The 25,505-nt window shown below is 63.7% G+C and carries 19 protein-coding genes; 1 reads left to right on the forward strand and 18 read right to left on the reverse strand.

Annotated features, from left to right (window positions below; translation table 11 throughout):
• Positions 1-23: 23 nt before the first annotated feature.
• On the reverse strand, positions 24-2,846 hold the full coding sequence (gene secA / locus FVF58_RS30250) for a preprotein translocase subunit SecA (protein ID WP_149673473.1): 2,823 nt from the start codon (positions 2,844-2,846) through the stop codon (positions 24-26).
• Between the two features lie 202 nt (positions 2,847-3,048).
• On the reverse strand, positions 3,049-4,749 hold the full coding sequence (gene ltrA / locus FVF58_RS30255) for a group II intron reverse transcriptase/maturase (protein WP_149673445.1): 1,701 nt from the start codon (positions 4,747-4,749) through the stop codon (positions 3,049-3,051).
• Positions 4,750-5,967: 1,218 nt separating this feature from the next.
• On the opposite strand from ltrA, the gene FVF58_RS30265 reads away from it, so the two are divergent.
• Positions 5,968-6,453: a DciA family protein gene (locus tag FVF58_RS30265; RefSeq protein ID WP_149673447.1), complete on the forward strand. Its 486-nt coding sequence runs from the start codon at positions 5,968-5,970 to the stop codon at positions 6,451-6,453.
• Positions 6,454-6,537: 84 nt separating this feature from the next.
• Here the strand turns inward: FVF58_RS30265 and lpxC are convergent, their stop codons facing one another.
• The 16 genes from lpxC to rsmH all read right to left on the reverse strand — a co-directional run bounded on the left by lpxC (position 6,538) and on the right by rsmH (position 25,505).
• The gene (gene lpxC / locus FVF58_RS30270) at positions 6,538-7,455 is read right to left on the reverse strand and encodes a UDP-3-O-acyl-N-acetylglucosamine deacetylase (RefSeq protein ID WP_149673448.1); all 918 of its coding nucleotides are present in this window, start codon (positions 7,453-7,455) and stop codon (positions 6,538-6,540) included.
• A 289-nt stretch (positions 7,456-7,744) separates the two neighbouring features.
• Positions 7,745-8,248: a peroxiredoxin gene (locus FVF58_RS30275; RefSeq protein WP_149673449.1), complete on the reverse strand. Its 504-nt coding sequence runs from the start codon at positions 8,246-8,248 to the stop codon at positions 7,745-7,747.
• Positions 8,249-8,497: 249 nt separating this feature from the next.
• Positions 8,498-9,700, reverse strand: coding sequence for a cell division protein FtsZ (ftsZ, locus tag FVF58_RS30280; RefSeq protein ID WP_094781554.1), 1,203 nt, complete (start codon positions 9,698-9,700; stop codon positions 8,498-8,500).
• A gap of 155 nt (positions 9,701-9,855) precedes the next feature.
• Positions 9,856-11,088 (reverse strand): cell division protein FtsA, encoded by a 1,233-nt coding sequence (ftsA, locus tag FVF58_RS30285; protein WP_007180311.1) that lies wholly within the window; start codon positions 11,086-11,088, stop codon positions 9,856-9,858.
• 27 nt (positions 11,089-11,115) lie between these two features.
• On the reverse strand, positions 11,116-11,868 hold the full coding sequence (locus FVF58_RS30290; protein WP_149673450.1) for a cell division protein FtsQ/DivIB: 753 nt from the start codon (positions 11,866-11,868) through the stop codon (positions 11,116-11,118).
• 24 nt (positions 11,869-11,892) lie between these two features.
• On the reverse strand, positions 11,893-12,846 hold the full coding sequence (locus tag FVF58_RS30295) for a D-alanine--D-alanine ligase (RefSeq protein ID WP_149673451.1): 954 nt from the start codon (positions 12,844-12,846) through the stop codon (positions 11,893-11,895).
• Position 12,847: 1 nt separating this feature from the next.
• Complete coding sequence (murC, locus tag FVF58_RS30300; protein WP_149673452.1) at positions 12,848-14,251, reverse strand: UDP-N-acetylmuramate--L-alanine ligase; 1,404 nt, start codon at positions 14,249-14,251, stop codon at positions 12,848-12,850.
• Positions 14,248-15,378, reverse strand: coding sequence for an undecaprenyldiphospho-muramoylpentapeptide beta-N-acetylglucosaminyltransferase (gene murG / locus FVF58_RS30305; RefSeq protein WP_149673453.1), 1,131 nt, complete (start codon positions 15,376-15,378; stop codon positions 14,248-14,250). Before murG ends, murC begins: the two co-directional genes overlap by 4 nt.
• Positions 15,375-16,652 carry a putative lipid II flippase FtsW gene (gene ftsW / locus FVF58_RS30310; protein WP_149673454.1) on the reverse strand — a complete coding sequence of 426 codons (1,278 nt, stop codon included), beginning with the start codon at positions 16,650-16,652 and terminating at the stop codon, positions 15,375-15,377. The genes murG and ftsW overlap by 4 nt, the downstream gene beginning before the upstream one ends.
• A complete protein-coding gene (murD, locus tag FVF58_RS30315; RefSeq protein ID WP_149673455.1) occupies positions 16,649-18,166 on the reverse strand; it encodes a UDP-N-acetylmuramoyl-L-alanine--D-glutamate ligase in 1,518 nt (505 codons plus the stop codon). Before murD ends, ftsW begins: the two co-directional genes overlap by 4 nt.
• 30 nt (positions 18,167-18,196) lie before the next feature.
• Positions 18,197-19,366: a phospho-N-acetylmuramoyl-pentapeptide-transferase gene (gene mraY, locus FVF58_RS30320; RefSeq protein ID WP_149673456.1), complete on the reverse strand. Its 1,170-nt coding sequence runs from the start codon at positions 19,364-19,366 to the stop codon at positions 18,197-18,199.
• Positions 19,367-19,383: 17 nt separating this feature from the next.
• Positions 19,384-20,796 carry a UDP-N-acetylmuramoyl-tripeptide--D-alanyl-D-alanine ligase gene (locus tag FVF58_RS30325; protein ID WP_149673457.1) on the reverse strand — a complete coding sequence of 471 codons (1,413 nt, stop codon included), beginning with the start codon at positions 20,794-20,796 and terminating at the stop codon, positions 19,384-19,386.
• On the reverse strand, positions 20,793-22,340 hold the full coding sequence (locus tag FVF58_RS30330) for a UDP-N-acetylmuramoyl-L-alanyl-D-glutamate--2,6-diaminopimelate ligase (RefSeq protein ID WP_149673458.1): 1,548 nt from the start codon (positions 22,338-22,340) through the stop codon (positions 20,793-20,795). Before FVF58_RS30330 ends, FVF58_RS30325 begins: the two co-directional genes overlap by 4 nt.
• Complete coding sequence (locus FVF58_RS30335) at positions 22,337-24,202, reverse strand: peptidoglycan D,D-transpeptidase FtsI family protein (RefSeq protein ID WP_149673459.1); 1,866 nt, start codon at positions 24,200-24,202, stop codon at positions 22,337-22,339. Before FVF58_RS30335 ends, FVF58_RS30330 begins: the two co-directional genes overlap by 4 nt.
• Positions 24,199-24,555, reverse strand: coding sequence for a cell division protein FtsL (gene ftsL / locus FVF58_RS30340; RefSeq protein WP_149673460.1), 357 nt, complete (start codon positions 24,553-24,555; stop codon positions 24,199-24,201). The genes FVF58_RS30335 and ftsL overlap by 4 nt, the downstream gene beginning before the upstream one ends.
• Positions 24,552-25,505, reverse strand: coding sequence for a 16S rRNA (cytosine(1402)-N(4))-methyltransferase RsmH (rsmH, locus tag FVF58_RS30345; RefSeq protein ID WP_149673461.1), 954 nt, complete (start codon positions 25,503-25,505; stop codon positions 24,552-24,554). Before rsmH ends, ftsL begins: the two co-directional genes overlap by 4 nt.

Raw genomic sequence — 25,505 nt, forward strand, 5'->3', positions numbered from 1 at the left:
TCAGGAGCGCGCCGCATTCGGTCTTACGCGATCTTGCCGTGGCACTGCTTGTACTTCTTGCCGCTGCCGCACGGGCACGGATCGTTGCGGCCGACCTTCGGCACGCTGTCCGCGCTCACGTTCGACGCCGCTTGCGACGACGAGCCGTGGCCGTGGCCGTGGCTCATCGCGTCGCCGATCATCGCGGCGGTGGCCGCTTCGGCTGCGACGGGCGCCGCGGCAGCGGCCTCGGCGAATTCGGCGTGGCGAAACTCGACGTTCTCGAGATGGCTGCCCTGCTCTTCCAGTTGCTCGGCGGCTTCTTCCAGTTGTTCCGGCGACTGGATCTGCACGTTCATCACGATGCGGGTGACTTCGAGCTTCACGGCGTCGAGCATCGCGGCGAACAATTCGAACGCCTCGCGCTTGTATTCCTGCTTCGGGTTCTTCTGCGCATAGCCGCGCAGATGGATGCCCTGACGCAGATGGTCGAGCGCGGCCAGATGTTCGCGCCAGCTGCGGTCAAGCGTTTGCAGCATGATCGAGCGTTCGAACGCGCTGAACGACTCGCGGCCCACCAGCTCGACCTTTGCCTCGTACGCTTCGTCCGCGGCGACTTCGACCGCTTCGAGAATCTCGTCGGAGTTGATCGAGTTCGACTCGTTGATCATTTCCTGGATAGCGAGGTCGAGCTGCCATTCGTTGCGCAGCACTTCTTCCAGCTCGGGCACGTCCCACTGCTCTTCGATGCTGCCCGCCGGCACGAACTGGTGCACGATGTCGGCGATCACGCCATGACGCATTGCGCCGATGGTCTCCGTGATGTCGTTCGCCTCGAGCAATTCGTTGCGCTGCTGGTAGATGACCTTGCGCTGATCGTTCGACACGTCGTCGTATTCGAGCAATTGCTTGCGAACGTCGAAGTTGCGCGCTTCGACCTTGCGCTGCGCCGACTCGATCGAACGCGACACGATGCCCGCCTCGATCGCCTCGCCTTCCGGCATCTTCAGACGGTCCATGATCGCGCGCACGCGGTCGCCGGCGAAAATGCGCAGCAGCGGGTCTTCCAGCGACAGATAGAAACGCGACGAACCCGGGTCGCCCTGACGGCCGGCACGGCCGCGCAACTGGTTGTCGATCCGGCGCGACTCGTGACGCTCGGTGCCGATGATGTGCAGACCGCCCGCGGTCTTCACCTGATCGTGCAGCGCCTGCCATTCGTCGTGCAGCTTCTGGATGCGGCGCTGCTTGTCGTCGTCGGCCAGCGTTTCGTCCTGCTCGATGAACGACGCCTGCTTTTCCGCGTTGCCGCCGAGCACGATGTCGGTACCGCGGCCGGCCATGTTGGTGGCGATCGTGATGCGCTTCGGACGCCCCGCTTCAGCGACGATCTCGGCTTCACGCGCGTGCTGCTTCGCGTTCAACACTTCGTGCGGCAAACCGGCCTGCTTGAGCAGATGCGACAACAGTTCGGAGTTTTCAATCGACGTGGTGCCGACCAGCACCGGCTGACTGCGCTCGAAGCAATCGCGGATGTCGCGGATCACCGCGTCGTAGCGTTCCTTGGCGGTCTTGTAGATCTGATCCTGCTTGTCGATCCGCTTGGGCGGACGGTTGGTCGGGATCACGACCGTTTCGAGACCGTAGATCTCATTGAATTCGTACGCTTCGGTGTCGGCCGTGCCGGTCATGCCGGCCAGCTTCGCGTACATGCGGAAGTAGTTCTGGAACGTGATCGATGCGAGCGTCTGGTTCTCGCTCTGAATCTTCACGTGTTCCTTCGCCTCGACGGCCTGGTGCAAGCCGTCCGACCAGCGGCGGCCCGCCATCAGGCGGCCGGTGAATTCGTCGACGATCACCACTTCGCCGTTCTGCACGACGTAGTGCTGATCCTTGAAGAACAGCGTGTGTGCGCGCAAAGCCGCGTACACGTGGTGCATCAGCGTGATGTTCTGCGGCGCATACAGGCTCTCGCCCTCGCCGATCAGGCCCCACTCGGCGAGCAGGCGCTCGGCCTTTTCGTGGCCCGACTCGGTCAGGAACACCTGACGGCCTTTTTCGTCCAGCGTGTAGTCGCCCGGCTTTTCGACACCGGTGCCGTCCGCCTTCTCTTCGCCGATCTGGCGTTCGAGCAGCGGCGGCAGCGCGTTCATGCGCACGTAGAGTTCGGTGTGGTCCTCGGCCTGGCCGGAAATGATCAGCGGCGTACGCGCTTCGTCGATCAGAATCGAGTCGACCTCGTCGACCACCGCGAAGTTGAGTGCTCGCTGCACGCGCGCCTCGGTCTCGTAGACCATGTTGTCGCGCAGGTAGTCGAAGCCGAATTCGTTGTTGGTGCCGTACGTGATGTCGGCGGCGTAGGCTTGCTGCTTCGACTCGTGATCCATCTGCGACAGATTGATGCCGACCGACAGACCGAGGAAGTTGTACAGACGCGCCATCCATTCGGCGTCGCGCTGCGCGAGGTAGTCGTTGACCGTAACGACGTGGACGCCGCGGCCCGACAGCGCGTTCAGGTACACCGGCAGCGTGGCGACGAGCGTCTTGCCTTCGCCGGTGCGCATTTCGCCGATCTTGCCGTAGTGCAGGACCATGCCGCCGATCAGCTGCACGTCGAAGTGGCGCATTTTCAGCGTCCGCTTGCTGGCCTCGCGGCACACCGCGAAAGCGTCCGGCAGCAGCTTGTCGAGCGACTCGCCGCTCGCGACGCGCTGGCGGAATTCACCCGTTTTCGCGCGCAGTTGATCGTCCGTCAATTGCTCGATCTGCGGTTCGAGCGCATTGATCGCCGCGACGGTCTTTTGATATTGCTTGACTAGCCGCTGATTGCGGCTGCCAAAAATCTTCTGTAGAAAACCGGTGGTCATCGGATCGGTGTCTGCGTCGCGGCTTCGGCTGGGTTGCGGCGTACGGTTCATGCACGCGCGCTCCGGGGTCGGAAGGGCCTCGGCGGCTTAGTCCAAGAGTGAATTGTCGGGTAGCCCGACCTTCTTGCGAAGATCGGGCCCCCCGAGAACCGTACGTGCGAGTTTCCCCGCATACGGCTCAAATCTACAAACAAAGTTCTGTCTACGACAGAACCGGCTTAGTTACTACAAGTTTACCAACGTGTACCTGCTGGTGACAGTGCGGGTGAAGCAAGACCCGGTTGGACAACTTGTCTGACCCGCCATGCATCCGATATTCCAGATGATGGTCGTGCCAGCCTGTTTCGTCCGTCAAGGCACAGCCGCAGTGCGCACACAACCCGCTCTGCGACATGTACAGCTTTGCCCACTGTTTCCGGTAGCGCATCGAATCCCACAGACGCGTCTGCCGCAGTTGCTCGCCATATTGCTCCCACTTCGGATCAAAGGGATTAAATTCTCCTTGGATCTTCTTGTGTCTCCTGATCGCCGTACCGCTGAGTTGGTACAACTCCATCAGGCCCCAACTGCCATCGTCTCGAACCGTCCGGACCGCAAACACCCACTGTCGAGCGTCGATTGAGTGGAAGTACTTCTGTCGCACCCAACTGCTGCTCTTTCGCGGATGTCGCCGCTTGGACCACCACCAGAGCCTCCGGAACACCAGATGCTCCATGCGGGTGTACGCCTTTTTGGCCGTAACCGGATGGTGATACTGCGCCCATCCGCGCAACATTGGGTTTAGCAGTCGGATCATCTCCTCCTGCTTCACCGTCTTGTTGCTGCTAATCGTTTCCGCCACCTTACTGTAGAACGCTTTCGCGTTCTTTTTGCTCGGTTTGATGAGCATCTTTCCCGAGTACTTCCGGAAATTCCACCCAAGGAAATCGAAGCCGTCGTCAATGTGAGTGATCCGCGTTTTTTCCTCCGATAACTGCAACCCTCGAACCGCAAGGAATGCCTCTACCCAAGGTCGGACCTCTTGATCCAGTATCTCTTTCGAGTCACCGGTTATCACGAAGTCGTCCGCGTACCGCACCACATTCACCTTCAGCCTTCTGGCTTTCATGATCCCTAGTTTTGCACCGAGATGCACCGCCAGTTCTCGTTCCAGCCCGTTCAGCGTTACGTTAGCCAACGTCGGGGAGATGATGCCTCCCTGCGGCGTACCGGCCTCAGTCGCCCGTAGCTGGCCTTGATAAATCAGGCCAGCCTTCAACCATTTCCGGAGGATTCCTGTGTCCATCGGGACATTGGTTTCCAACCAGTCATGACTGATGTGGTCGAAGCACCCCTTGATATCCGCTTCTAGGACCCACTTGGCCGAGGCCTCTTGGGACATACAGACGCGGATTTGGGACATCGCGTCGGCTGTCGAACGATTCAACCTGAACCCGTAAGAGTTCAGGTCGCTCATCGATTCCGACACTGGCTCCAAGGCCAGCAGATACAGAGCTTGCATCGCCCTGTCCCGCATGGTCGGAATGCCCAGTGGACGTTCCTTCCCATTTGCCTTGGGGATAAAGACTCTCCGTAATGGCAGAGGCTTGTATCCGCGCCGCTTCAGCCTGCCGACGGCTTCCCATCGGCTTTCAGGCGAATCCCATAGCTCGCGATCGACTCCAGCCGTTCGCGCACCCTGGTTTTGCGTAACACGTCGTACCGCATACAGCTTTGCAGACAACGTGCGAGTAAGCATCCGTTGCAGGGCTTTCACCCTGCGCCAGTCACCTTCCCGCGTCGCCTTCGCAATTCGAATCTGCATCCCTCTCACATTCCGCTCAACCCGTCGCCAATCTATGGCGTACCAGTTGTCCGGCGCATGGGAAAGCGCAGATCTGGTCGTTCGACCAAATACTTTCATGCTGCTCTCCTACCTGGAAAAGTCTCCAGACAGAAGGCGCATCTCCCCCAGCGGGGCAGATACACCCCGCTGGGGAACAACAAAACTCAACACAGGCGCATGCACCTGCATCTAACCAAGTTTACAGAGGGTAGTCAGCCGTCTTGCGACGGTAGACCAGACGGAAGTCTGCCCGCTTTCGCGTGAGGTGATGTCTCAACCCCTATCCGGTCCATTACAGCCCGGCCTTCGCTTTTTCCGTCCTCCCATACCTGCACAATCAACAGCGTCCCTCACGGTTCGCCTGCCAGCCCGACTGCGCTGGCAACCATACAGGCTTACCACGTTCCCGGCATGTCACACGACTGACTTAGGTTCTGCCTATTCCCCGGCGGTATCACTAACGACGTAACCCGAGATTCGAGCGGGCTATCCGACCGCATACCTTTTGGTTAGTGCCTATCAGCAGCTTAGGCACACAATGCTAACGAGGTTTATCAGCAGTTCACTTCCGTTAACCCTATCAGCCAGCCTAGCGCCTTACCCCCTTGCTGCTAGGAGTATCCAGACCGCCTCCTCGCGGAACCGACCTGCCCGAAACGTCCGGGGGCTACATTGTCAGAAGAGCTTCACACCCCACCGTTGCCAGTGACGCATGTCCTCCTAGGCTACTGCTGGTCGTACAGCAGGTTCACTACCCTCGTCTTCCAACAAACGAGGTCGAACAATGACACACCGAGCTTTCGCTCGTATCGTTTAGCGAAACCCTTGCCTGAAGGCTCGGGAATTGCAAACATCAACCCGCCCTGTCGGCGGTGATGAAGCCGCTGACTGGGCGGGACCTGACGGTAATCAGGCCAATGCAACAAGGTCCCCGGCTGGCTGCTCCGGTCACCAATTTCACTACAAGGACGCACCTCACTGAGATGCATCTACAGCTTAAAGTGCAGCCCACAAGGGGGCCGCCTGCGGAGGGCATGGTGAGTCGCCTCAATAACCCTCTAGTCGATGCTCCGTAACGTGGAGCCACCGGACACGAGCGTGCGTGTCGCACCGAATCGGGCATTTTAGCACGCGCCCCCGGCAGCGCCTGTGTCAGAGGCGCGACGACGGCCGGGCGTCCGAAGCCCGCCGCTGCGAGCTTTGACACTACGCATTGAGGCGGACCCGCGTGCATCCCGCACGGTACAATCGCAGCGTGAACGCGCATTGGGTGCGAACACGCCGTCACCATCAAACATGAGCCGTATTCCGTCCTTTTCAAGGCCGCCGTCCAAGCAGTTTGTCGCGCGCCGCCCGCAGCCGGTCGCCGAGGTGCTCAATCGCACGGACGCGTTCGCGGCGCTGCGCGCGGGCGTCGAGCAGATTGCGGCGCTGGAAAAGGATCTGCGCGCGCTGTTGCCGGATTATCTGGCGACGAGCGTGGAGCCGGGCTTTATCAAGGACGGCGTGCTGGCCCTGTTTGCCGCGCACAACGCGCTCGCGGCGCGCTTGCGGCATCTGGAGCCGCGCCTGCTGGCGGACCTGCAGCAGCGCGGCTGGCCGGTCAATGCGCTGAGAATTCGCGTGCGGCCGCAGCCGGCCAAGGAGCCGCCGCCGGTCAAACAGGCACGCATGACGCCGGTCGGCGCCGACGCGCTGCACGCGCTGAGCGAATCGCTCGCGCCGTCGCCGCTACAGGAAGCGCTGGCGAGAATGGCGGCCCGGCATCGGAGAACTCGCTGAACGAAAAAAAACGGCCCGTGTGGGCCGTTTTTCATGTGTCTGCCTGGGCTCATCTACGTCAACCCAGCCAATCAACCACACGCGTCAAGCAAAAGCCGTCTGCGTCTCGTAGGCGAACCCGCGTGGCGCTTTCTGCGTGTCGTCGAAAGTGACGACTTCGTACGAATCTTCATGCGCCAGCAACTCGCGCAGCAGCGCGTTGTTCAGGCCGTGACCCGACTTGTACGCGGTGTACGAAGCCAGCAACGGATGGCCGACCACATACAGGTCGCCGATCGCGTCGAGCATCTTGTGCTTCACGAACTCGTCGTCATAGCGCAGGCCGTCGTTGTTCAGGATGCGGTACTCGTCGAGCACGATCGCGTTGTCCATGCTGCCGCCGCGCGCCAGACCCAGTTCGCGCATCATTTCCACTTCGTGCGCAAAACCGAACGTGCGGGCACGCGCGATTTCCCGAACGTACGACGTGTTGGCGAAATCCACTTCCAGCGCCTGGCCGGTTTTGTCCACGGCGGGGTGACGGAAGTCGATCGTGAATTTGAGCTTGAAACCGAAGAACGGGTCGAGCCGCGCGAATTTGTCGCCGTCGCGAATTTCGACCGGCTTGGTGACCTTGATGAATTTCTTTGCCGCGTTCTGCTCTTCGATACCGGCAGACTGGATCAGGAACACGAACGAACCGGCACTGCCGTCCATGATCGGGATCTCTTCGGCCGTGACATCGACATACAGGTTGTCGATGCCAAGACCGGCGCAAGCGGACATCAAGTGCTCGATGGTCGAGACGCGCGCGCCGTCTTTCTGCAACACGGAAGCGAGACGCGTATCGCCAATCGCCATCGCCGACGCGGGAATGTCCACCGGCGTGGGCAAATCCACGCGCGAAAACACAATGCCGGTGTCCGGCGCCGCCGGACGGAGCATCAGATTGACCTTACGGCCGGAGTGCAGGCCGATGCCAACTGTCTTGACGATTGATTTGATAGTGCGCTGCTTCAACATGGTGATCTTCTGGTCGATTGAAAATCCCAATCGGGACTTTTTATTTCATAGCACGAATTATACTCCAATCCCCTAGGGAGCGTTGCCGCACGGAAGGTATCAATCTGTTTCGCTGCATTACCCATCGGGCACCCGTCAGGGAAGCGTGACGGGCCGATGCCCGGAACGGAGGCGTTTCCGGTCATCGGCCCGCGTAACGGCCTGTCACAAAAGCGTCTTACTCACCGTTGCCCTGGCACAACGCGGCAAAAGCGCGCAGGCCCGAGGCGAAGGGGCGACGCCCAAGTTACTAGCTCAACGTGGCGAGAATACTCTTTGCATCGCTAACTTCGAATTTGCCGGCAGCCTCGACGTTCAACGTCTTGACCACGCCGTCGTCGACCACCATCGCGTAGCGCTGGGAACGGATCCCCATGCCCCGCGCCGACAAATCCTGCTCGAGACCGAGCGCCCGTGTGAAAGCCGCACTGCCGTCCGCCATCATGCGCACCTTGCCCGAGGCGTGCTGATCGCGTCCCCACGCGCCCATTACGAACGCGTCGTTGACGGACACGCACCAGATTTCGTCGATGCCAAGAGCGCGCAACTGCTCGGCGTGCTCGACATAACCCGGTACATGCTTGGCCGAACAGGTCGGCGTGAACGCGCCCGGCAATCCGAAGATCACCAAGCGCTTGCCCGCCGTCTGCTCGCGCACGTCGAAGCTGTTAGGCCCGATCGTGCAGCCCGCCCGCTCGTCTTCCACAAACTCGAAGAGCGTCGCGTCGGGCAGCTTGTCACCTGCTTGAATCATGCTCAGTCCTTTGCATCGATGCGAAGCACGCTCGCACGCTGTCGTGTCGCAGTGAAATCCGGCGCTCGAGCCTAAAAGGCTCCGCCGTCCGGCGACAGTCGCCCAATCCGCTTCGCGAATCCGAAGAGGGCACTTGTCCTTGCCGCGAATCTGACGATACGCGACCTGTTCGCCGTTCACCCGCCACGCTCGTGCATTCGTCGGCCAGCGCCGCTGAAGCGGCGCGGCAACGAAAGCCTGCTCGCGCGCTCAGTCCGCCTGCTTGCGCAGGAACGCCGGAATGTCGTACGTGTCGACGCCCTTTTCCTGCAGCGCCTGAACGTGCGAGGCCGCCGTATCGCGCGAGGTGCGCCACACAGCCGGCGTGTCCAGCGCGCCGTAATCGGCCGTGCTCGCATGCGCTGCCGACGGTGCGTAAGCCGCGTGCTGCATCGCGCCGATCGGCTGGTTGTCGGTGCCGGTGCGCAGCAGCGTCATCGGTGCCGATTGCTGCTTCTTTGCCGCACGGCCCAGACCCGTTGCCACGACCGTCACGCGCAGCGCGTCGCCCATTGCATCGTCGTACACCGCGCCAAAAATCACGGTCGCGTCTTCGGCAGCGTAGCTCTTGATGGTGTTCATCACTTCGCGCGTTTCCGACAGACGCAGCGAACGGCTCGACGTGATGTTGACCAGCACGCCGCGCGCCCCCGACAGATCCACGCCTTCCAGCAGCGGGCTGGCGACAGCCTGCTCCGCAGCCAGACGCGCACGATCGACGCCGGCGACCGTCGCCGTGCCCATCATCGCCTTGCCCTGCTCGCCCATCACCGTCTTCACGTCTTCGAAGTCGACGTTCACCAGACCGTCGACGTTGATGATTTCCGCGATTCCGGCCACTGCGTTGTTCAGAACGTCGTCTGCGCACTGGAAGCACTTGTCCATCTCGGCGTCGTCGCCCATCACCTCGAACAGCTTGTCGTTCAGAACGACGATCAGCGAATCGACGTGATCCTCCAGTTGCTGCGAACCGGCTTCAGCGACGCGCATACGCTTGCCGCCTTCGAACTCGAACGGCTTGCTGACCACGCCAACGGTCAGGATGCCCATTTCCTTGGCGATCTGCGCGACCACGGGTGCGGCTCCCGTACCCGTGCCGCCGCCCATGCCGGCCGTGATGAAGACCATGTGCGCGCCGCGCAGTGCGTCGGCGATGCGCTCACGTGCTTCCTCGGCTGCGGCGCGGCCCATTTCCGGCTTCGCGCCCGCGCCCAGGCCCGTGTTGCCGAGCTGGATCACCGCGGTGGCGCGCGAACGCGACAGGGCCTGCGCGTCCGTGTTCATCACGATGAAGTCGACGCCTTGCACGCCTTTGTTGATCATGTGCTGGACGGCATTGCCGCCAGCGCCACCTACTCCGACCACCTTGATGATGGTGCCGTTCGTTTCGGTTTCCAGCATCTGGAATTCCATGTTGCCTCCGTCAAGATAAAAAATTACAGCCACTCGGCCGTTATTCGGCAGGAGATCGGGCAACCCCCTGTCGCGCGCTGGCCGCCGGCACCAGCGCGTATTTTTAGAACCCGTTCGAAACCCGTTCAGCTAAACCGTGCAGCAAAACCAACGCGTCAGAAGTTGCCGAGGAACCAGTCCTTCATGCGCGTGAACACCTGTCCCATCGAGCCCGACTGCACCGCGACCTTGCGGCCGCGCATGCGTTGCGAGCGTCCTTCGACGAGCAGGCCCATCGCCGTCGAATAGCGCGGATTGCGCACGACGTCAGCGAGACCGCCCGCGTATTCCGGCACGCCGATGCGCACCGGCTTCAGGAAAATGTCCTCACCCAGTTCGACCATGCCGAGCATCATCGACGCGCCGCCGGTCAGCACCACGCCGGAACTCAGCAGTTCCTCGTAACCCGACTCGCGCACCACCTGCTGCACGAGCGAAAACAGTTCTTCGACGCGCGGCTCGACCACCGCCGCCAGCGCCTGGCGCGACAACGTGCGCGGACCGCGTTCGCCGAGCCCCGGCACTTCGATCATTTCGTCAGGATCGGCGAGCGCCTGTTTGGCGATGCCGTAATCGACCTTGATGTCTTCGGCATCCGGCGTCGGCGTGCGCAAAGCCATCGCGATGTCGCTCGTGATCTGGTCGCCGGCGATCGGGATCACCGCCGTATGACGGATCGCGCCTTCGCTGAAAATCGCGATGTCGGTCGTGCCGCCGCCGATATCGACCAGCACCACGCCGAGTTCCTTTTCGTCTTCAGTCAGCACCGCGAGCGACGACGCCAGCGGTTGCAGAATCAGATCGTTCACTTCGAGCCCGCAGCGGCGCACGCACTTGACGATGTTCTGCGCCGCGCTCACCGCGCCCGTGACGATGTGCACCTTCACTTCGAGGCGGATGCCGCTCATGCCGATCGGCTCGCGCACATCTTCCTGACCGTCGATGATGAATTCCTGCGTGAGGATATGCAGCACCTGCTGATCGGTCGGAATGTTGATCGCCTTCGCCGTTTCGATCACGCGCGCCACGTCGGTCTGCGTGACTTCCTTCTCCTTGATCGCCACCATGCCGCTTGAATTGAAGCTGCGAATATGGCTGCCCGCGATCCCGGTGAACACGTTCGTGATCTTGCAATCGGCCATCAGCTCGGCTTCTTCGAGCGCGCGCTGAATGGACTGCACGGTGGCTTCGATATTCACCACCACGCCTTTCTTGAGCCCCTTCGATTCGCTCTGGCCGAGGCCGATCACCTCGTAGTGACCTTCGCCCTTCAACTCGGCGACGATGGCCACGACCTTCGACGTCCCAATGTCGAGGGCGACCAGCAGATCTTTATAGTCTTTACTCATAGCGTGCTCATTGCGTGTGATGTCCGTTTACTTCTTGCCCTTGTCGGGTTCGCTGATAAAGCGCATGCCAGCGGCACGAATCGCGAAACCGTTCGGATAGCGCAAGTCCGCATACTCGATATCCTTTCCCCACCGTTGCGTCACCGCGCTCCACGCCGCCGTCAGACGCTTGCTGCGATCGAGCAGCGTGTCCTGATTGCGTTCGCGGCCAAGTTCCACCTGCGTTCCATTCGACAGCTTCACCGTCCACGCATAACGCGGCGACAGCGTCACTTCTTCGGGCGTCGCGTTAAGCGGCGCAAACCACTTCTGGAAGTCGTGATAACGCGTGACCACCTCCTTTGCCGTGCCGTCCGGGCCGTCGAACGCGGGCAAATCTTCCTCGAGCTCGCCCTGGTTCGCGGTGAACAACTCGCCGTCGACGCTGACCAGCTGATCGCTGCCCCACGTCCCCAGCGGTTTGTACTCCTCGAGCGTGACAGCCAGCGCGTTCGGCCAGACGCGCCGCACGCTCGCGTGACGCACCCACGGCATCTGCTCGAACGCCTGGCGCGCGACGTCGAGATCGACCGTGAAGAAGTTGCCCTTCAACCGCCCTACTACGCCGGCGCGCACCGTCGGCGAATTGATGTGCTCGGTGTCGCCGTCGATCTGGATTTCGCGCAGCGCGAAATTCGGGCGCTGGATCAGCCAGTAACCGCCCGCCGCCAGCAGCACGAGCACCAGCAACACATGCAATGCGTTGGCGGCGAGATTGAGCTGGCGAACGTTGTTCCACATGGTCTTGCTTTCGGGTTGCCCCGGTTAGTCCTGCAGCGTCAGCGCCAACACGCCGACAACCAGTTCCTGATAGCTGATGCCCACCGCGCGCGCCGCTTTCGGCGGCAGCGAGTGATCGGTCATGCCAGGCGCCGTGTTCACTTCCAGAAAGTACGGATTGCCTTCCCCATCGAGCATGAAATCGGCGCGGCCCCAGTCGGTGCAGCCGAGCACGTCGAACGCGCGGCGCGCCAGCACTTTCAGGCGGGCTTCCTCATCCGCCGCGAGGCCGCACGGAATCAGGTACTGCGTGTCGTTGGCGATGTACTTCGCGTGATAGTCGTAGAACTCGCCGGCCGGCACGATGCGGATCACCGGCAGATCCAGATCGCCCGCGATGCATGCGGTGTATTCGCCGCCGCCTTCGATGCTCTTTTCAACCACGACGATCCTGTCGTACTTGACCGCTTCGAGCAGCGCTGCGGGCAGCGCATCGGCGCTCTTCACCTTGATCACCGCGACGCTCGAACCTTCGCTCGCCGGCTTCACGAAGAGCGGCAAGCCGAGCTTCGCGACGATGTCCTTCGCGCGCGCTGCGTAGTCGTCGCCGCGCAGCACCGCTTCGAACGGCGGCGTCGGAATGCCCAGCTGCTGCCACACGAGCTTGGTGCGGAACTTGTCCAGACCGAGCGCCGAGCCGAGCACGCCGCTGCCGGTGTACTTGATGCCGTAGAAGTCGAGCGCGCCCTGAATCTGGCCGTTCTCGCCGTAGCCGCCATGCAGCGCGTTGAACGCGCGCACGAAGCCTTCTTCCTTCAATGCGGCGAGCGGACGCTCGGCCGGGTCGAACGGATGCGCATCGACGCCGGCGTCGCGCAGACCTTGCAACACGAGTCGCCCGGAGTTGAGCGACACCTCGCGCTCGGCGGAATCTCCACCGAGCAGCACTGCTACCTTGCCGAATTGTTTTGCGAGTTCGTCCGATTTAATACTGCTCATGTCACACCTTCGTTTCGAGCGCGAGGCGACCCGGCACACCGCCGATCGAACCCGCGCCCATCGTAATCACCACATCGCCGTCGCGAACCACTGCTGAGAGCGCGTCCGGCACTTCATCCACCGTATCGACGAACACCGGCTCGACCTTGCCCGCCACCCGCAGCGCGCGCGCCAATGCGCGGCCGTCCGCGGCGACGATCGGCGCTTCGCCGGCCGAATAGACTTCGGTCAGCACGAGCGCGTCGACGGTCGACAACACCTTCACGAAATCCTCGAAGCAATCGCGCGTGCGCGTGAAGCGGTGCGGCTGGAACGCCAGCACCAGACGCCGGCCCGGGAATGCGCCGCGCGCCGCCGCCACCGTGGCCGCCATTTCGACCGGGTGATGGCCGTAGTCGTCCACCAGCGTGTAGGCGCCCGTGGCTTTACCTTCGGTGACGACCGGCACTTCGCCGTAGCGTTGGAAACGCCGGCCCACGCCGTTGAAATCCGCGAGCGCTCGCTGGATATCGGCATCTTTCACTTCAAGTTCAGTCGCGATTGCAATCGCGGCCAGCGCGTTCTGCACGTTGTGCTCGCCCGGCAGGTTCAGCACGATGTCGAGCGGCGCCGCGTCTTCGCGCAACACCGTGAAATGCATCCTGCCGTCGTGCGCTTTCACATTGACCGCGCGCACTTGCGCATCCGGTGCGAGGCCGTAACGGATGATCGGCTTCGACACGAACGGCAGGATCTCCTTCACGTTCGGATCGTCGACGCACAGCACCGCGATGCCGTAGAACGGCAGACGGTGCGTGAATTCGATGAACGCCTGCTTGAGCCGCGCGAAGTCGTGGCCGTAGGTGTCCATGTGATCGGCGTCGATGTTCGTGATGACTTCGATCACCGGGAACAGGTTCAGGAACGACGCATCCGACTCGTCCGCTTCGGCGACGATGAAGTCGCCGGTGCCGAGTCGCGCATTCGCGCCCGCGCTGATCAGACGCCCGCCGATCACGAAGGTCGGGTCGAGCCCGCCCGCGGCCAGCACGCTCGCCACCAGCGACGTGGTCGTGGTCTTGCCGTGCGTGCCGGCAATCGCGATGCCCTGCTTCAGGCGCATCAGTTCCGCGAGCATCACCGCGCGCGGCACGATAGGAATGCGGCGATGCCGCGCGGCCAGCACTTCGGGGTTGTCGCTGCGCACCGCTGTCGAGACGACCACCGCGTTCGCGCCTTCGATGTTCTCCGCCGCGTGACCGATCGCGATGCGCGCGCCGAGCGCGGCAAGGCGATCCGTGACCGCGTTGCTCGACAGATCCGAGCCGCTCACCTGATAGCCCAGGTTGACCAGCACCTCCGCGATGCCGCTCATGCCGACACCGCCGATGCCGACAAAGTGAATGTGTTTGACGATGTGTTTCATTGCTTTCCTTCTGGGCTCGCGCCCGAAATCGAACCCGCCACGGTTGCGCAAATTTGCGCGACCTGTTCCGTGGCGTCGGGTTTCGCGAGCGAGCGCGAACGCTCCGCCATCTCCGCGAGACTTTCCCGCGTCTGGCTGCGCAACCAGTCGGCGAGTGTTTCCGCCGACAAGTCACGTTGCTGCACGACCAGCGCCGCGCCGTTGTCGGCGAGAAACGCTGCATTAGTGGTTTGGTGATCGTCCACCGCGTACGGGAACGGCACGAAGAACGCCGCCACGCCAACCGCCGAAATCTCCGACACCGTCATCGCACCCGAGCGGCAGATCACCAGATCCGCTTTCGCGTAAGCGCTCGTCATGTCGTCGATGAACGGCACGAGTTCCACGTCGGGTTGCTCGCCGCTTCCCGCCTGCAGACCCGCTGCCGCGTAGTTCTCGCGCAGCGCTTCGATATGCTTCGCGCCCGCCTGATGCACGATGCGCGGCCGTTCGTTCGGCGCGAGCAGCGCGACCGCGCGCGGCACCACTTCATTCAACGCCGCAGCGCCGAGACTGCCGCCGACCACCAGCACGTTCAACGGACCACCGCGTTGTGCGTAGCGTGTTTTGGGTGCAATCGCGCGCGCAAGTTCCTCACGAATCGGGTTGCCGGTCCATTCGCCGTGCGGCAGCGCATTCGGGAACGCGACCAGCACGCGTTTGGCCAGTTTCGCGAGCACCTTGTTGGCGAGGCCCGCGATCGAATTCTGTTCGTGCAGCACCAGCGGACGGCCGCTCAACGCGGTCATCAATCCCGCCGGAAACGTGATGTAGCCGCCCATGCCGAGCACCACGTCCGGCTTCACGCGACGCAGCACGGAGAGGCTCTGCGTGCAGGCGCGCAGCAGATTCAGCGGCAGCATCAGCTTGGTCTTGAGACCTTTGCCGCGCAGTCCGCCGAAGCGCACGTATTCCATCGGGATGCCGTGCTTCGGCACCAGCGTCGCTTCCATGCCCGCGGGATTGCCGAGCCACACGACTTTCCAGCCCCACGCCTGCATCAGATGCGCGACCGCGAGCCCAGGGAACACGTGTCCCCCGGTGCCGCCGGCCATCACCATCAGCGTGCGTTGGTGGAGAGCGGTCATACTTTGCCCCCACGCATCAACACACGGTTCTCATAGTCGACGCGCATCAGCACGGCGATCGCGACGCAGTTCAGCAAGATGCCCGAGCCGCCATAGCTGACGAGCGGCAGCGTGAGACCTTTGGTCGGCAGCAAGCCGAGGTTCACGCCCATGTTGATGAAGGTCTGCGCGCCGAACCAGATGCCGACGCCCTTCGCGACCAGGCCCGCGAACGTGCGATCGAGTGCGAGCGCCTGACGGCCGATCTCGAACGAGCGGCGCACGATCCAGTAGAACATCAGGATCACCACCAGCACGCCGACGAAACCCAGTTCCTCGCCGATCACCGCGAGGATGAAGTCGGTATGCGCTTCCGGCAGATAGTTGAGCTTCTCGACGCTGCCGCCGAGCCCCACGCCGAACCACTCGCCGCGCCCGAACGCGATCAGCGAGTGCGTCAATTGATACGCCTTGCCCTGCGCGTAGCGGTCATCCCACGGATCGAGGTACGCGAAGATCCGCTCGCGACGCCACGGCGACGCCCACACCAGCAGACTGAACGTGCCGACCGCGGTCGCCACCAGGCCGCCGAACAGCTTGCCGTTCACGCCGCCGAGAAACAGCACGCCCATCGCGATCGCCGCGATCACCATGAACGCGCCCATGTCCGGTTCGAGCAGCAGCAATGCGCCGACCAGACCGACCGCGACCGCCATCGGCAAAAAGCCCTTGGCGAAGCTGTGCATGTACTCCTGCTTGCGCACCGTGTAGTTCGCCGCGTAGATCGTTACCGCGAGCTTCATGATTTCCGACGGCTGCATGTTCGTGATGCCGAGCGGAATCCAGCGGCGCGCGCCGTTCACGCCCTTGCCGACGTGCGGGATCAGCACGATCACCAGCGCGAAGAGCGAGATCATGAAGAGCTTCGGCGCGTACTTGTCCCACGTCGAAATGGGGATGCGGAACGACACGACGCCGATCACCGCGCCCATCACGACGAAGATGATCTGGCGCACGAGGAATGCGTAGTCGCGGTACGACGCGTACTTCGGCGAATCGGGCATCGCGATCGACGCCGAATACACCATCACGATGCCGAGTCCCAGCAGTGCGACGACGACCCACAGCAGCGAGTGATCGTAGTCGAGCATCCGCGAGCGCAGCGGCCGCACGCCGTTGACGGCGCTCGCGAGCCCGCTGCCGCCCGTGCGGCCGCCGACGCGCGCCGCGCCGCCCGAGCCACCCGCGTCGCCTGCGGCCACGTGGCGCGAACCGAAACGTTCCGACCAGCTCATATCATCGTCCCCCGTTCGGCAGCGATGTCTTCGACCGTGCTGCGAAATACGGCGGCACGGTGTGCGTAACCCTTGAACATGTCGAAGCTCGCGCAAGCCGGCGACAACAGCACGGCGTCGCCGGGTTCAGCCAGTGCGGTGGCGGCACGCGTCGCTTCTTCGAGCGTGGCGTGATCCGTTAGCGCGATGCCGCTGTGTTCCAGCGCCGCGCGAATCAGCGGCGCGTCACGGCCGATTAGCATCACGGCGCGGCACCAGCGCATCACCGGCGCGGCGAGCGGTTCGAAATCCTGGCCCTTGCCGTCGCCGCCGGCGATCAGCACCGCGCGCTGCGCGAGGCCGTCGAGCGCGGCCACCGTTGCGCCGACATTGGTGCCCTTGCTGTCATCCACATAGTCGATGCCGTCGATCGACGCGATCAGCTCCACGCGATGCGGCTCGCCACGGTATTCACGCAGACCGTGCAGCAGCGGCGCACCCGGCAGACCGATCGCGCGCGCGAGCGCATACGCGGCCAGCGCGTTCGCGGCGTTGTGCAGACCGCGAATGCGCAAAGCGTCCGCGGGCATCAGGCGCTTCAGTGCGATGTCCGGCGCTGTCGCCACTTCATTCTTGCGACGGCGCTTCGGTGCTGTTGCTTCATCGCTTGCGTCGCGATCGTGTGCTTCGACCAGCCAGATCATCCCGTTGTCGCGCAGCAAACCGTAGTCGCCGTCGTTCTTCGGTTCGGTCACGCCGAACGTAACGGTCTCCGCTTCAGCGTCGGCAGAAGGCCCGAGCGACATCACGCGCGAGTCGTCGCGGTTCAGCACGCGCACGGTCTGTGTACCGAAGATGCGGCCCTTCGCAGCCGCATACGCATCGAGGCCGCCGTGCCAGTCGAGGTGATCCTGTGTGATGTTCAGCACCACGGCCGCGTCAGGCGAAAACGTGTGTGCGGTTTCCAGCTGGAAGCTCGACAGTTCGAGCACCCACACGTCAGGCAAGGCGGTGTGATCGATCGCTTCGCTGAGCTTGTCGAGCAACGCCGGGCTGATATTGCCCGCCACCGCGACCTTCTTGCCGGCGCGTTCGCACAGCAGGCCGGTCAGGCTCGTCGTCGTGGTCTTGCCGTTGGTGCCGGTGATCGCGATCACCTTCGGCGCGTAGCCGCTTTCGCCGAGCGTCTTCAGCGCCTGCGAGAAAAACTCGAGTTCGCCCCACACGGGGATGCCCTGCTCGCGCGCCGCCGTGATCAGCGGCAAGAGATCCGCGGCGAGCGGCGAGAGGCCCGGGCTGATCGCGACCAGTTCGACACCTTCTAGCAGCACCGGCGAGAAAGGGCCGCCGACGAAGTCCGCGTCGACGCTATGCGCTTGCAGCGCGGACAGGTTCGGCGGCACTTCACGCGTGTCGGCCACACGCAGCCGACAGCCGTGCCGCGCGCACCAGCGCGCCATCGCGAGACCGGATTCACCCAGTCCCAGCACGAGCACCATCGGCTTTTGCCGATCCCGAAACTTCTCGCCGAACATCGCTTGCTTTCCCTTAACTTCGATTACTGCTTAACGCAATTTGAGCGTGGACAAACCGAACAGACACAACATCAGCGTGATGATCCAGAAGCGCACCACCACCTGCGTTTCCTTCCACCCCGACAATTCGAAATGGTGATGCAGCGGCGCCATCTTGAAGAGACGCCGCCCTTCGCCGAAGCGGCGCTTGGTGAACTTGAACCAAGTGACCTGCAACATCACCGAGAGCGTCTCCGCGACGAAAATGCCGCCCATGATGAACAGCACGATTTCCTGACGCACGATCACCGCGACCGTGCCGAGCGCGCCGCCGAGCGCGAGCGCGCCGACGTCGCCCATGAACATCTGCGCCGGGTGCGTGTTGAACCAGAGGAACGCGAGGCCCGCGCCGCCCATCGCCGAACAGAAGATCAGCAACTCACCGGCGCCGGCGATATGCGGGAACAGCAGGTACTTCGAATAGACCGAGCTGCCCATCACGTACGCGAACACGCCGAGCGACCCGCCCACCAGCACCACCGGCATGATCACGAGCCCGTCGAGGCCATCGGTGAGATTGACCGCGTTGCTCGCGCCGACGATCACCAGATAGGTCAGCACGATGAAGCCCCACACGCCGAGCGGATAGCTGATCGACTTGACGAACGGCAGCATCAGGTCGGCGCGCGCCGGCAAGCCCATCGACAAGCCGCTGCGCACCCACGCCATGAACAGGTCGAACACGCGCACGTTGCTCGCTTCCGACACGCTGAACGCGAGATACACGGCCGCGAACAGACCGATCACCGACTGCCAGAAATACTTCTCGCGCGACGACATGCCGCGCGGGTCCTTGTAGACCACCTTGCGGTAATCGTCGACCCAGCCGATCACGCCGAACCCGAACGTGACGAGCATCACGATCCAGATGAAGCGATTGGTCAGGTCGGCCCACAGCAGCGTGGCCACCGCGATGCCGAGCAGAATCAGCACGCCGCCCATGGTGGGCGTGCCGGATTTGACCAGATGGGTCTGCGGGCCGTCTTTGCGGACGGCCTGGCCGACCTTCATCGCGGTCAGCTTGCGAATCACCGCCGGGCCGCAGACGAGCCCGATCAGCAGCGCGGTGATGGTCGCCATCACGGCACGGAAAGTCAGATAACTGAACACGCGCAAGAAGCTTGCGTCATTCTGCAGCCATTGCGCCAGCGCCAGTAGCATGCTTCGGTCCTTCTATTTCAATGTGCGGCGGGCGTCGAGCCCGCTGCGTTGGGTTGTGGACTCGTTACGGCGTCCACCACGCGCTCCATTTGCATGAAGCGCGAGCCTTTCACGAGAAGCGTTGCGGCAGCGCCGAAACCGGCCTGCTGCAATTGCGCGATCAACGTGCCGAGATCGGCTACGTGATGCGCGCCTGCGCCGTACGCGGTGCAGGCGTCGCGCGAGGCGTCGCCCATTGCGTACAGCGCGTCGATGCCACGCTCTTTGGCGTACGCGCCGATTTCGCGGTGAAACACCGGACCGTTGTCGCCGACTTCGCCCATGTCGCCCATCACCAGCACGCGCGGCGCGGCGCACGACGCGAGCACGTCGATCGCGGCGCGCATCGAGTCTGGATTGGCGTTGTAGGTGTCGTCGATCACGGTGGCGCCGGCGAGCGTGCCGAGTGCGGCCTGCTTCACCTGCAGCCGGCCCTTCACGGCGCCGAACGATTCGAGGCCGCGCTTGATTGCCTCGAGCGAAACGCCTGCCGCCAACGCGGCGGACGTCGCGGCGAGTGCGTTGTGCGCGTTGTGATCGCCCAGTACTTGCAGCGTGACATCAAGCTGGCCTTCAGGCGTGTCGATGCTCAGGCGCTTGCCGTCGAACGTGCCTTTGACGGCAGCTTCCGTCACACGCGCCGCCGAATTCAAAGCGAAGTCGACGATGCGGTTGCCTGTCGCCGCCACGCGCCAGATGCTCGCGTAGGCGTCGTCCGCCGGGAATACAGCGACGCCCTCGGGAGACAGCGCATGAATCACGCTTGCGTGTTCGAGCGCGACCGCTTCGACGGTCGCCATAAACTCCTGATGCTCGCGCTGCGCATTGTTCACCACGGCCACCGTCGGCTCGGCGATTTTCGCGAGCAACTCGGTTTCGCCCGGATGATTCATGCCGAGTTCGACCACCGCCAGCCGATGCGCGGCGTGCAGACGGAACAGCGTGAGCGGCAAGCCGATGTCGTTGTTGAAGTTGCCGGCGGTCGCGAGACGCGCTTGATCGCCGACCGCGGCAGCGAAGATCGACGCGATCATTTCCTTGACCGTGGTCTTGCCGTTGCTGCCCGTCACGGCGACGAGCGGCATGCCGAACTGGCGGCGCCAGCCGCGCGCGAGCGCGCCCAGCGCGGTCCGCGTATCGGCCACGCGGATCGCGGGCACGTTCCAGCCATCCGGTGTGCGCGTGACGAGCGCGGCCGTCACGTGGCGCGCCGCGACGTCCGGCAGGAAGTCGTGCGCGTCGAACCGCTCGCCCTTGATCGCGACGAACAGATCGCCTGGTCCCGCGCTGCGGCTGTCGGTCGACACGCGTTCGAATGCAACGCTGTCGTCTCCGAGCACGTTCGCGCCGGGGATCAGCGCCGCGGCATCACGTAGCGTGAACATGCTCATTCGCCACCTCCGCGTGCGTGCGTCGCCCGCGCGGCGAGCGCGAGGCGGGCGTGGTCCTGATCGGAGAAAGCGCGCTTCTTGCCCATGATTTCTTGAGTAGCTTCGTGCCCCTTGCCGGCCAGCACGATGACGTCTTCGCGCGCGGCGCTGCGGATCGCTTGCAGGATCGCGCTTGCGCGGTCCTCGATACGGCGTGCCTGCGACGCGTCCTTCATACCTGCGGCGATCTGTTCGATGATCGACTGCGGGTCTTCGCTGCGCGGGTTATCGCTGGTCACGACAACGCCGTCCGCCAGCTTCTCGGCGATCGCGCCCATCAGCGGGCGCTTGGTGGCGTCACGGTCGCCGCCACAGCCGAACATGCAGATCAGTTCGCCGCCGCGCGCGGCCGCCATCGGGCGCAGCGCTTCCAACGTCTTTTCCAGCGCGTCCGGCGTATGCGCGTAATCGATTACAACGAGCGGCTCATCGTTTTGCAGACGGCCACCGAGGCGCTGCATGCGGCCGTTCACCGGCTCGAGTTTCGCGAGTTCGGCAAGCGCCACGTCGAACGGCACGTCGGCGGCGAGCAGCGCGCCGAGTACGCCGAGCAGATTGCTGACATTGAACGCGCCGAGCGTTTGCACTTCGACTTCGGCGTCGCCCCAATCCGATGTGCCCAGATGGAACGCGGTGCCGGTGGCGGTTGCGCGCACCTTCGACGCGAGCAGCAGCGCGTCGGCTTGCGGCGCGTCTTGCAACGCGGCGTCGAGACCATAGGCGATCGTGCGCGCATGGCCTTGCATGCTGGCGAGCAAACGGCGGCCGGCGGCATCGTCGCGATTGATCACGGCCGCGCGCAGGTCCGGCCACGTGAACAGACGCGCCTTGGCCGTCTCATAGGCTTCGAACGTGCCGTGATAGTCGAGGTGGTCTTGCGTGAGATTCGTGAACACGGCGATGTCGAACGCCGTACCGTTCACGCGCCCCTGATGCAGCGCGTGCGACGACACTTCCATCGCCACCGCCTGCGCGCCCGCGTCGCGCAATTGCGCGAGGCTGCGTTGCAGTTGCGGCGCGTCGGGCGTCGTGAAGCCGGTCTGCACGAGCTGGCCGGGCAAACCGGTGCCGAGCGTACCGATGATCGCGCAACGCGTGCCGAGCGACCCGAGCGCCGCGGCGATCCACTGACTGCACGAGGTCTTGCCGTTGGTGCCGGTGATGCCGACCGCCAGCATCGCGTCGCTCGGATCGCGATACCAGCCGCTCGCGATCGACCCGGCGAGTTCGTTCAACGCCGGCACGGCGAGCGTGATGGACGGATCGGGCGCGCCGCTGAAGCCTTCGGGCTGCACCAGCACCGCGGCTGCGCCACGCTCGATGGCGCCGTCGATGAACGGGCGGTTGTCCGCGCCGTCCACCGCATAGGCGAAAAATGCATCGCCGGGCGCGAGCGAGCGCGTGTCGGCGTGCAGATGCGCGCCCGGCTGCAGGTGCGCTTGCAGCCAGGCGAGGGCGTCGGCGATTTGCCGGTGCGCTGGATGCTTGCTACGCAGCGCGTTCATCGCACAACTCCGGGGTGGTTTTTGGCGTCGGCGGAAATCGTCATCTTCTTCGCGCCGGCGCTGGTGGAAAGTTTCTTGGCCGCCGACGGCGTGGCCGGCGTGCCGGGCGCGGCCGGGGCCGAGTCGTCGGACACGACCATCTGCTTGACCGGCATGTCCGGCGGCACGTTCAGCGAGCGCAGCGTATCGCCGACGATGCCGGAGAACACCGGACCCGACACCTGACCGCCGAAGTGGCTGCCCGCGGTCGGCTCGTCGACCGACACCGCGACGACGATGCGCGGATTCGGCATCGGCGCCATGCCGACGAACGACGCGCGATATTTGGAGTGGTCGTAGCCGTGAGCGCCGTGCTTGTACGCGGTGCCGCTCTTGCCGCCTACGCGATAGCCCGGCACGGCCGCATCCGGCGACGTGCCGCCCGGCGCCGTCACGGTTTCGAGCATCGCGCGCACTTCGCGCGCGGTGGTCGGCGAGAAAATCTGCGGACCGGTGGCCGGCTGCTCGCCAGGCGAGCGGAAGATAGACACCGGCATGATCTCGCCGTCATGCGCGATCGCGGTGTACGCGCGGCCCAGCTGGAACAGCGACACCGACAGACCGTAGCCGTACGACATGGTCGCCTGCTCGATGCGGCGCCAGCTCTTCCACGGACGCAGACGGCCCGCCGCCGCGCCCGGGAAACCGACCTTCGGCGCCTGGCCGAGACCGATGCTGGTGTACATGTTCCACATCTCTTCGGGCTTGAGCTGCATTGCGATCTTCGTCGCGCCGATGTTGCTCGACTTCTGGATCACGCCGCCCACCGTCAGCACACCGAACGCGCTGTCGTCGGTAATCGGCGCACCGTCGAGCACGAAGCGGCCCGGCCCCGTATCTACCAGTGTAGTCGGCGTCACGCGGTGCAGATCGAGCGCGAGCGAAACCGTAAACGGCTTCATGATCGAGCCCGGCTCGAACGTGTCGGTGAGGATGCGGTTGCGCAGCTGGTCGCCGGTCAGGTGCGAGCGGTCGTTCGGGTTGTACGTCGGGTAGTTGACGAGCGCGAGCACCTCGCCCGTGCGCACGTCGATCACCATCGCTGCGCCGGCCTTCGCCTTGAATTTTTCGACGGCCGCTTTCAGGTTCGTGTATGCGATGTACTGGATCTTGCTGTCGATCGACAGATCGACATCCTGGCCGTTGTGCGGCACGACCTGCTCGTCCACGTCCTCGATGATGTGGCCAATGCGGTCCTTGATCACGCGCCGGCTGCCCGACACGCCGGCGAGCAGCTTCTGGTCGCCGAGCTCGACGCCTTCCTGGCCTTCGTCTTCGACGTTCGTGAAGCCGATCAGGTGAGCCGTGATCTCGCCTTCCGGATAGAAACGCTTGTACTCGTCGCGTGCGTAAATGCCGGGGATGTCCAGCGCCGTGACTTTCGCGGCGACGTCGACCGGCACCTGGCGCTTCACGTAGACGAAGTTCTTGTCCTCCGACAGCTTGGCGCGCAACTCCTTGTTGGTCATGCCGAGCAGTTTGCCGAGCGAATTCAGCTTGTCGGCGCCGAGGTCGTCCGGCACCGATTCGGGAATCGCCCAGATCGCGCGCACCGGCAGGCTCGTGGCAAGCACGAGACCGTTGCGGTCGAGAATCTTGCCGCGCGTGGCCGGCAACTCAAGCCGGCGCTGATAGCGGATTTCACCCTGCTTCAGATAGAACGCATTGCCCGGCCCCTGAATCCAGAACGCACGCGCGGCTAGCGCGACGAACGCCATGAACAGCAGGAACACGACGAGTTTGGAGCGCCACATCGGCAGGCGCACCGACAGGATCGGATTGGCCGAAAAGGCGACGCTCTTGCGAGCCGACGATTTTTTCATCGCACGCCTCCGCGACGGGTCGCCGCCGGCGCCGACGCCTGCGCCGGACCGGACGTGGGAATCGGCGCGTCCTCGGCCTTCACCGCGCCCGGATTGAGCGTCAGATATTGCGTGCGGCCGGTCGTGACCGATTGCATCTTCAGCGAGTCGGTGGCGAGTTGCTCGATGCGCGAGGTTTTCGACAGCGCGCTCTGCTGATATTGAAGCTGCGAATAGTCCTGCTGCAGCTGGCGCTCCTGCGATTGCGCGCGCTGCAACTGGATGAAGATCTGACGCTGCTGATTGGTCGCGTTGACGACCGACAGGGCGCAGCCCATCACGATCATCAGCAGGAAGATGTTGAGACGATTCATGGCGCGATCCGCTCCGCCACACGCATCACGGCAGAACGGGCGCGCGGATTCGCGGCGACTTCAGCGTCGCTTGCGAACACGCGGCCGATGATCTTGAGCGGGGGGCTCGGCAGATCGACTGCGCGAATCGGCAGACGGCGATCGACCGCAGGCGTACTGGCGTGCGCCTGCATGAATCGCTTGACGATCCGGTCCTCGAGCGAATGAAAGCTGATGACCACCAGCCGCCCCCCTTGCTCCAGCAGCGATAGCGCTGCTTCTAAAACGACTTGCAGCTCCGCAAGCTCTTGATTGATGTGAATCCGTATAGCTTGAAAGGTGCGGGTTGCCGGATCCTTGCCCTTCTCACGGGTTTTGACGACGTTAGCCACGATTTGGGCAAGCTCGCCCGTGCTGACGAGAGGCCCAAGACGGTCGGACTCTGCCCGGCGAGCAACAAGCGCCTTTGCAATCTGAAAAGCAAACCGTTCTTCCCCATAATCTCGTATCACCTCCGTCAGTTCCTGCACCGTGGCCCGCGCCAGCCAGTCAGCGGCAGACTCGCCGCGCGTCGGGTCCATCCGCATGTCGAGCGGGCCGTCGGCGCGGAAGCTGAAGCCCCGCTCCGGATCGTCGACTTGCGGCGACGACACGCCCAGATCCAGCAAAACGCCCGACACCCGTCCCACTCCGCGCTCCGCAATCGCAGTGCGCAGTGAAGCAAAACTCTCGTGCACGATGCCAAAGCGCGGATCGGCGATCTGCTGCGCCGTGGCAATGGCGAGCGGGTCCTTGTCGAACGCGATCAGCCGCCCCGACTCGCCCAGCCGCTCCAGCACCAGCCGGCTATGACCGCCGCGCCCGAAGGTGCCGTCCACATACACGCCGTCCGCGCGCGTCACCAGCGCATCGACCGCTTCTTCCAGCAGCACCGTGCGATGCTGCAATTCGTTTCCCATCGCAGGTGCCAT

It is taken from the genome of Paraburkholderia panacisoli, from assembly GCF_008369935.1.
In the GTDB taxonomy this organism is placed as follows: Bacteria; Pseudomonadota; Gammaproteobacteria; order Burkholderiales; family Burkholderiaceae; genus Paraburkholderia; species Paraburkholderia panacisoli.

Coding starts and splice junctions, on each gene's coding strand:
- secA (WP_149673473.1), bottom strand. CDS start 2,846: ATGACCACCGGTTTTCTACAGAAGATTTTTGGCAGCCGCAATCAGCGG.
- ltrA (WP_149673445.1), bottom strand. CDS start 4,749: ATGAAAGTATTTGGTCGAACGACCAGATCTGCGCTTTCCCATGCGCCG.
- FVF58_RS30265 (WP_149673447.1), top strand. CDS start 5,968: ATGAGCCGTATTCCGTCCTTTTCAAGGCCGCCGTCCAAGCAGTTTGTC.
- lpxC (WP_149673448.1), bottom strand. CDS start 7,455: ATGTTGAAGCAGCGCACTATCAAATCAATCGTCAAGACAGTTGGCATC.
- FVF58_RS30275 (WP_149673449.1), bottom strand. CDS start 8,248: ATGATTCAAGCAGGTGACAAGCTGCCCGACGCGACGCTCTTCGAGTTT.
- ftsZ (WP_094781554.1), bottom strand. CDS start 9,700: ATGGAATTCCAGATGCTGGAAACCGAAACGAACGGCACCATCATCAAG.
- ftsA (WP_007180311.1), bottom strand. CDS start 11,088: ATGAGTAAAGACTATAAAGATCTGCTGGTCGCCCTCGACATTGGGACG.
- FVF58_RS30290 (WP_149673450.1), bottom strand. CDS start 11,868: ATGTGGAACAACGTTCGCCAGCTCAATCTCGCCGCCAACGCATTGCAT.
- FVF58_RS30295 (WP_149673451.1), bottom strand. CDS start 12,846: ATGAGCAGTATTAAATCGGACGAACTCGCAAAACAATTCGGCAAGGTA.
- murC (WP_149673452.1), bottom strand. CDS start 14,251: ATGAAACACATCGTCAAACACATTCACTTTGTCGGCATCGGCGGTGTC.
- murG (WP_149673453.1), bottom strand. CDS start 15,378: ATGACCGCTCTCCACCAACGCACGCTGATGGTGATGGCCGGCGGCACC.
- ftsW (WP_149673454.1), bottom strand. CDS start 16,652: ATGAGCTGGTCGGAACGTTTCGGTTCGCGCCACGTGGCCGCAGGCGAC.
- murD (WP_149673455.1), bottom strand. CDS start 18,166: ATGTTCGGCGAGAAGTTTCGGGATCGGCAAAAGCCGATGGTGCTCGTG.
- mraY (WP_149673456.1), bottom strand. CDS start 19,366: ATGCTACTGGCGCTGGCGCAATGGCTGCAGAATGACGCAAGCTTCTTG.
- FVF58_RS30325 (WP_149673457.1), bottom strand. CDS start 20,796: ATGAGCATGTTCACGCTACGTGATGCCGCGGCGCTGATCCCCGGCGCG.
- FVF58_RS30330 (WP_149673458.1), bottom strand. CDS start 22,340: ATGAACGCGCTGCGTAGCAAGCATCCAGCGCACCGGCAAATCGCCGAC.
- FVF58_RS30335 (WP_149673459.1), bottom strand. CDS start 24,202: ATGAAAAAATCGTCGGCTCGCAAGAGCGTCGCCTTTTCGGCCAATCCG.
- ftsL (WP_149673460.1), bottom strand. CDS start 24,555: ATGAATCGTCTCAACATCTTCCTGCTGATGATCGTGATGGGCTGCGCC.
- rsmH (WP_149673461.1), bottom strand. CDS start 25,505: ATGGCACCTGCGATGGGAAACGAATTGCAGCATCGCACGGTGCTGCTG.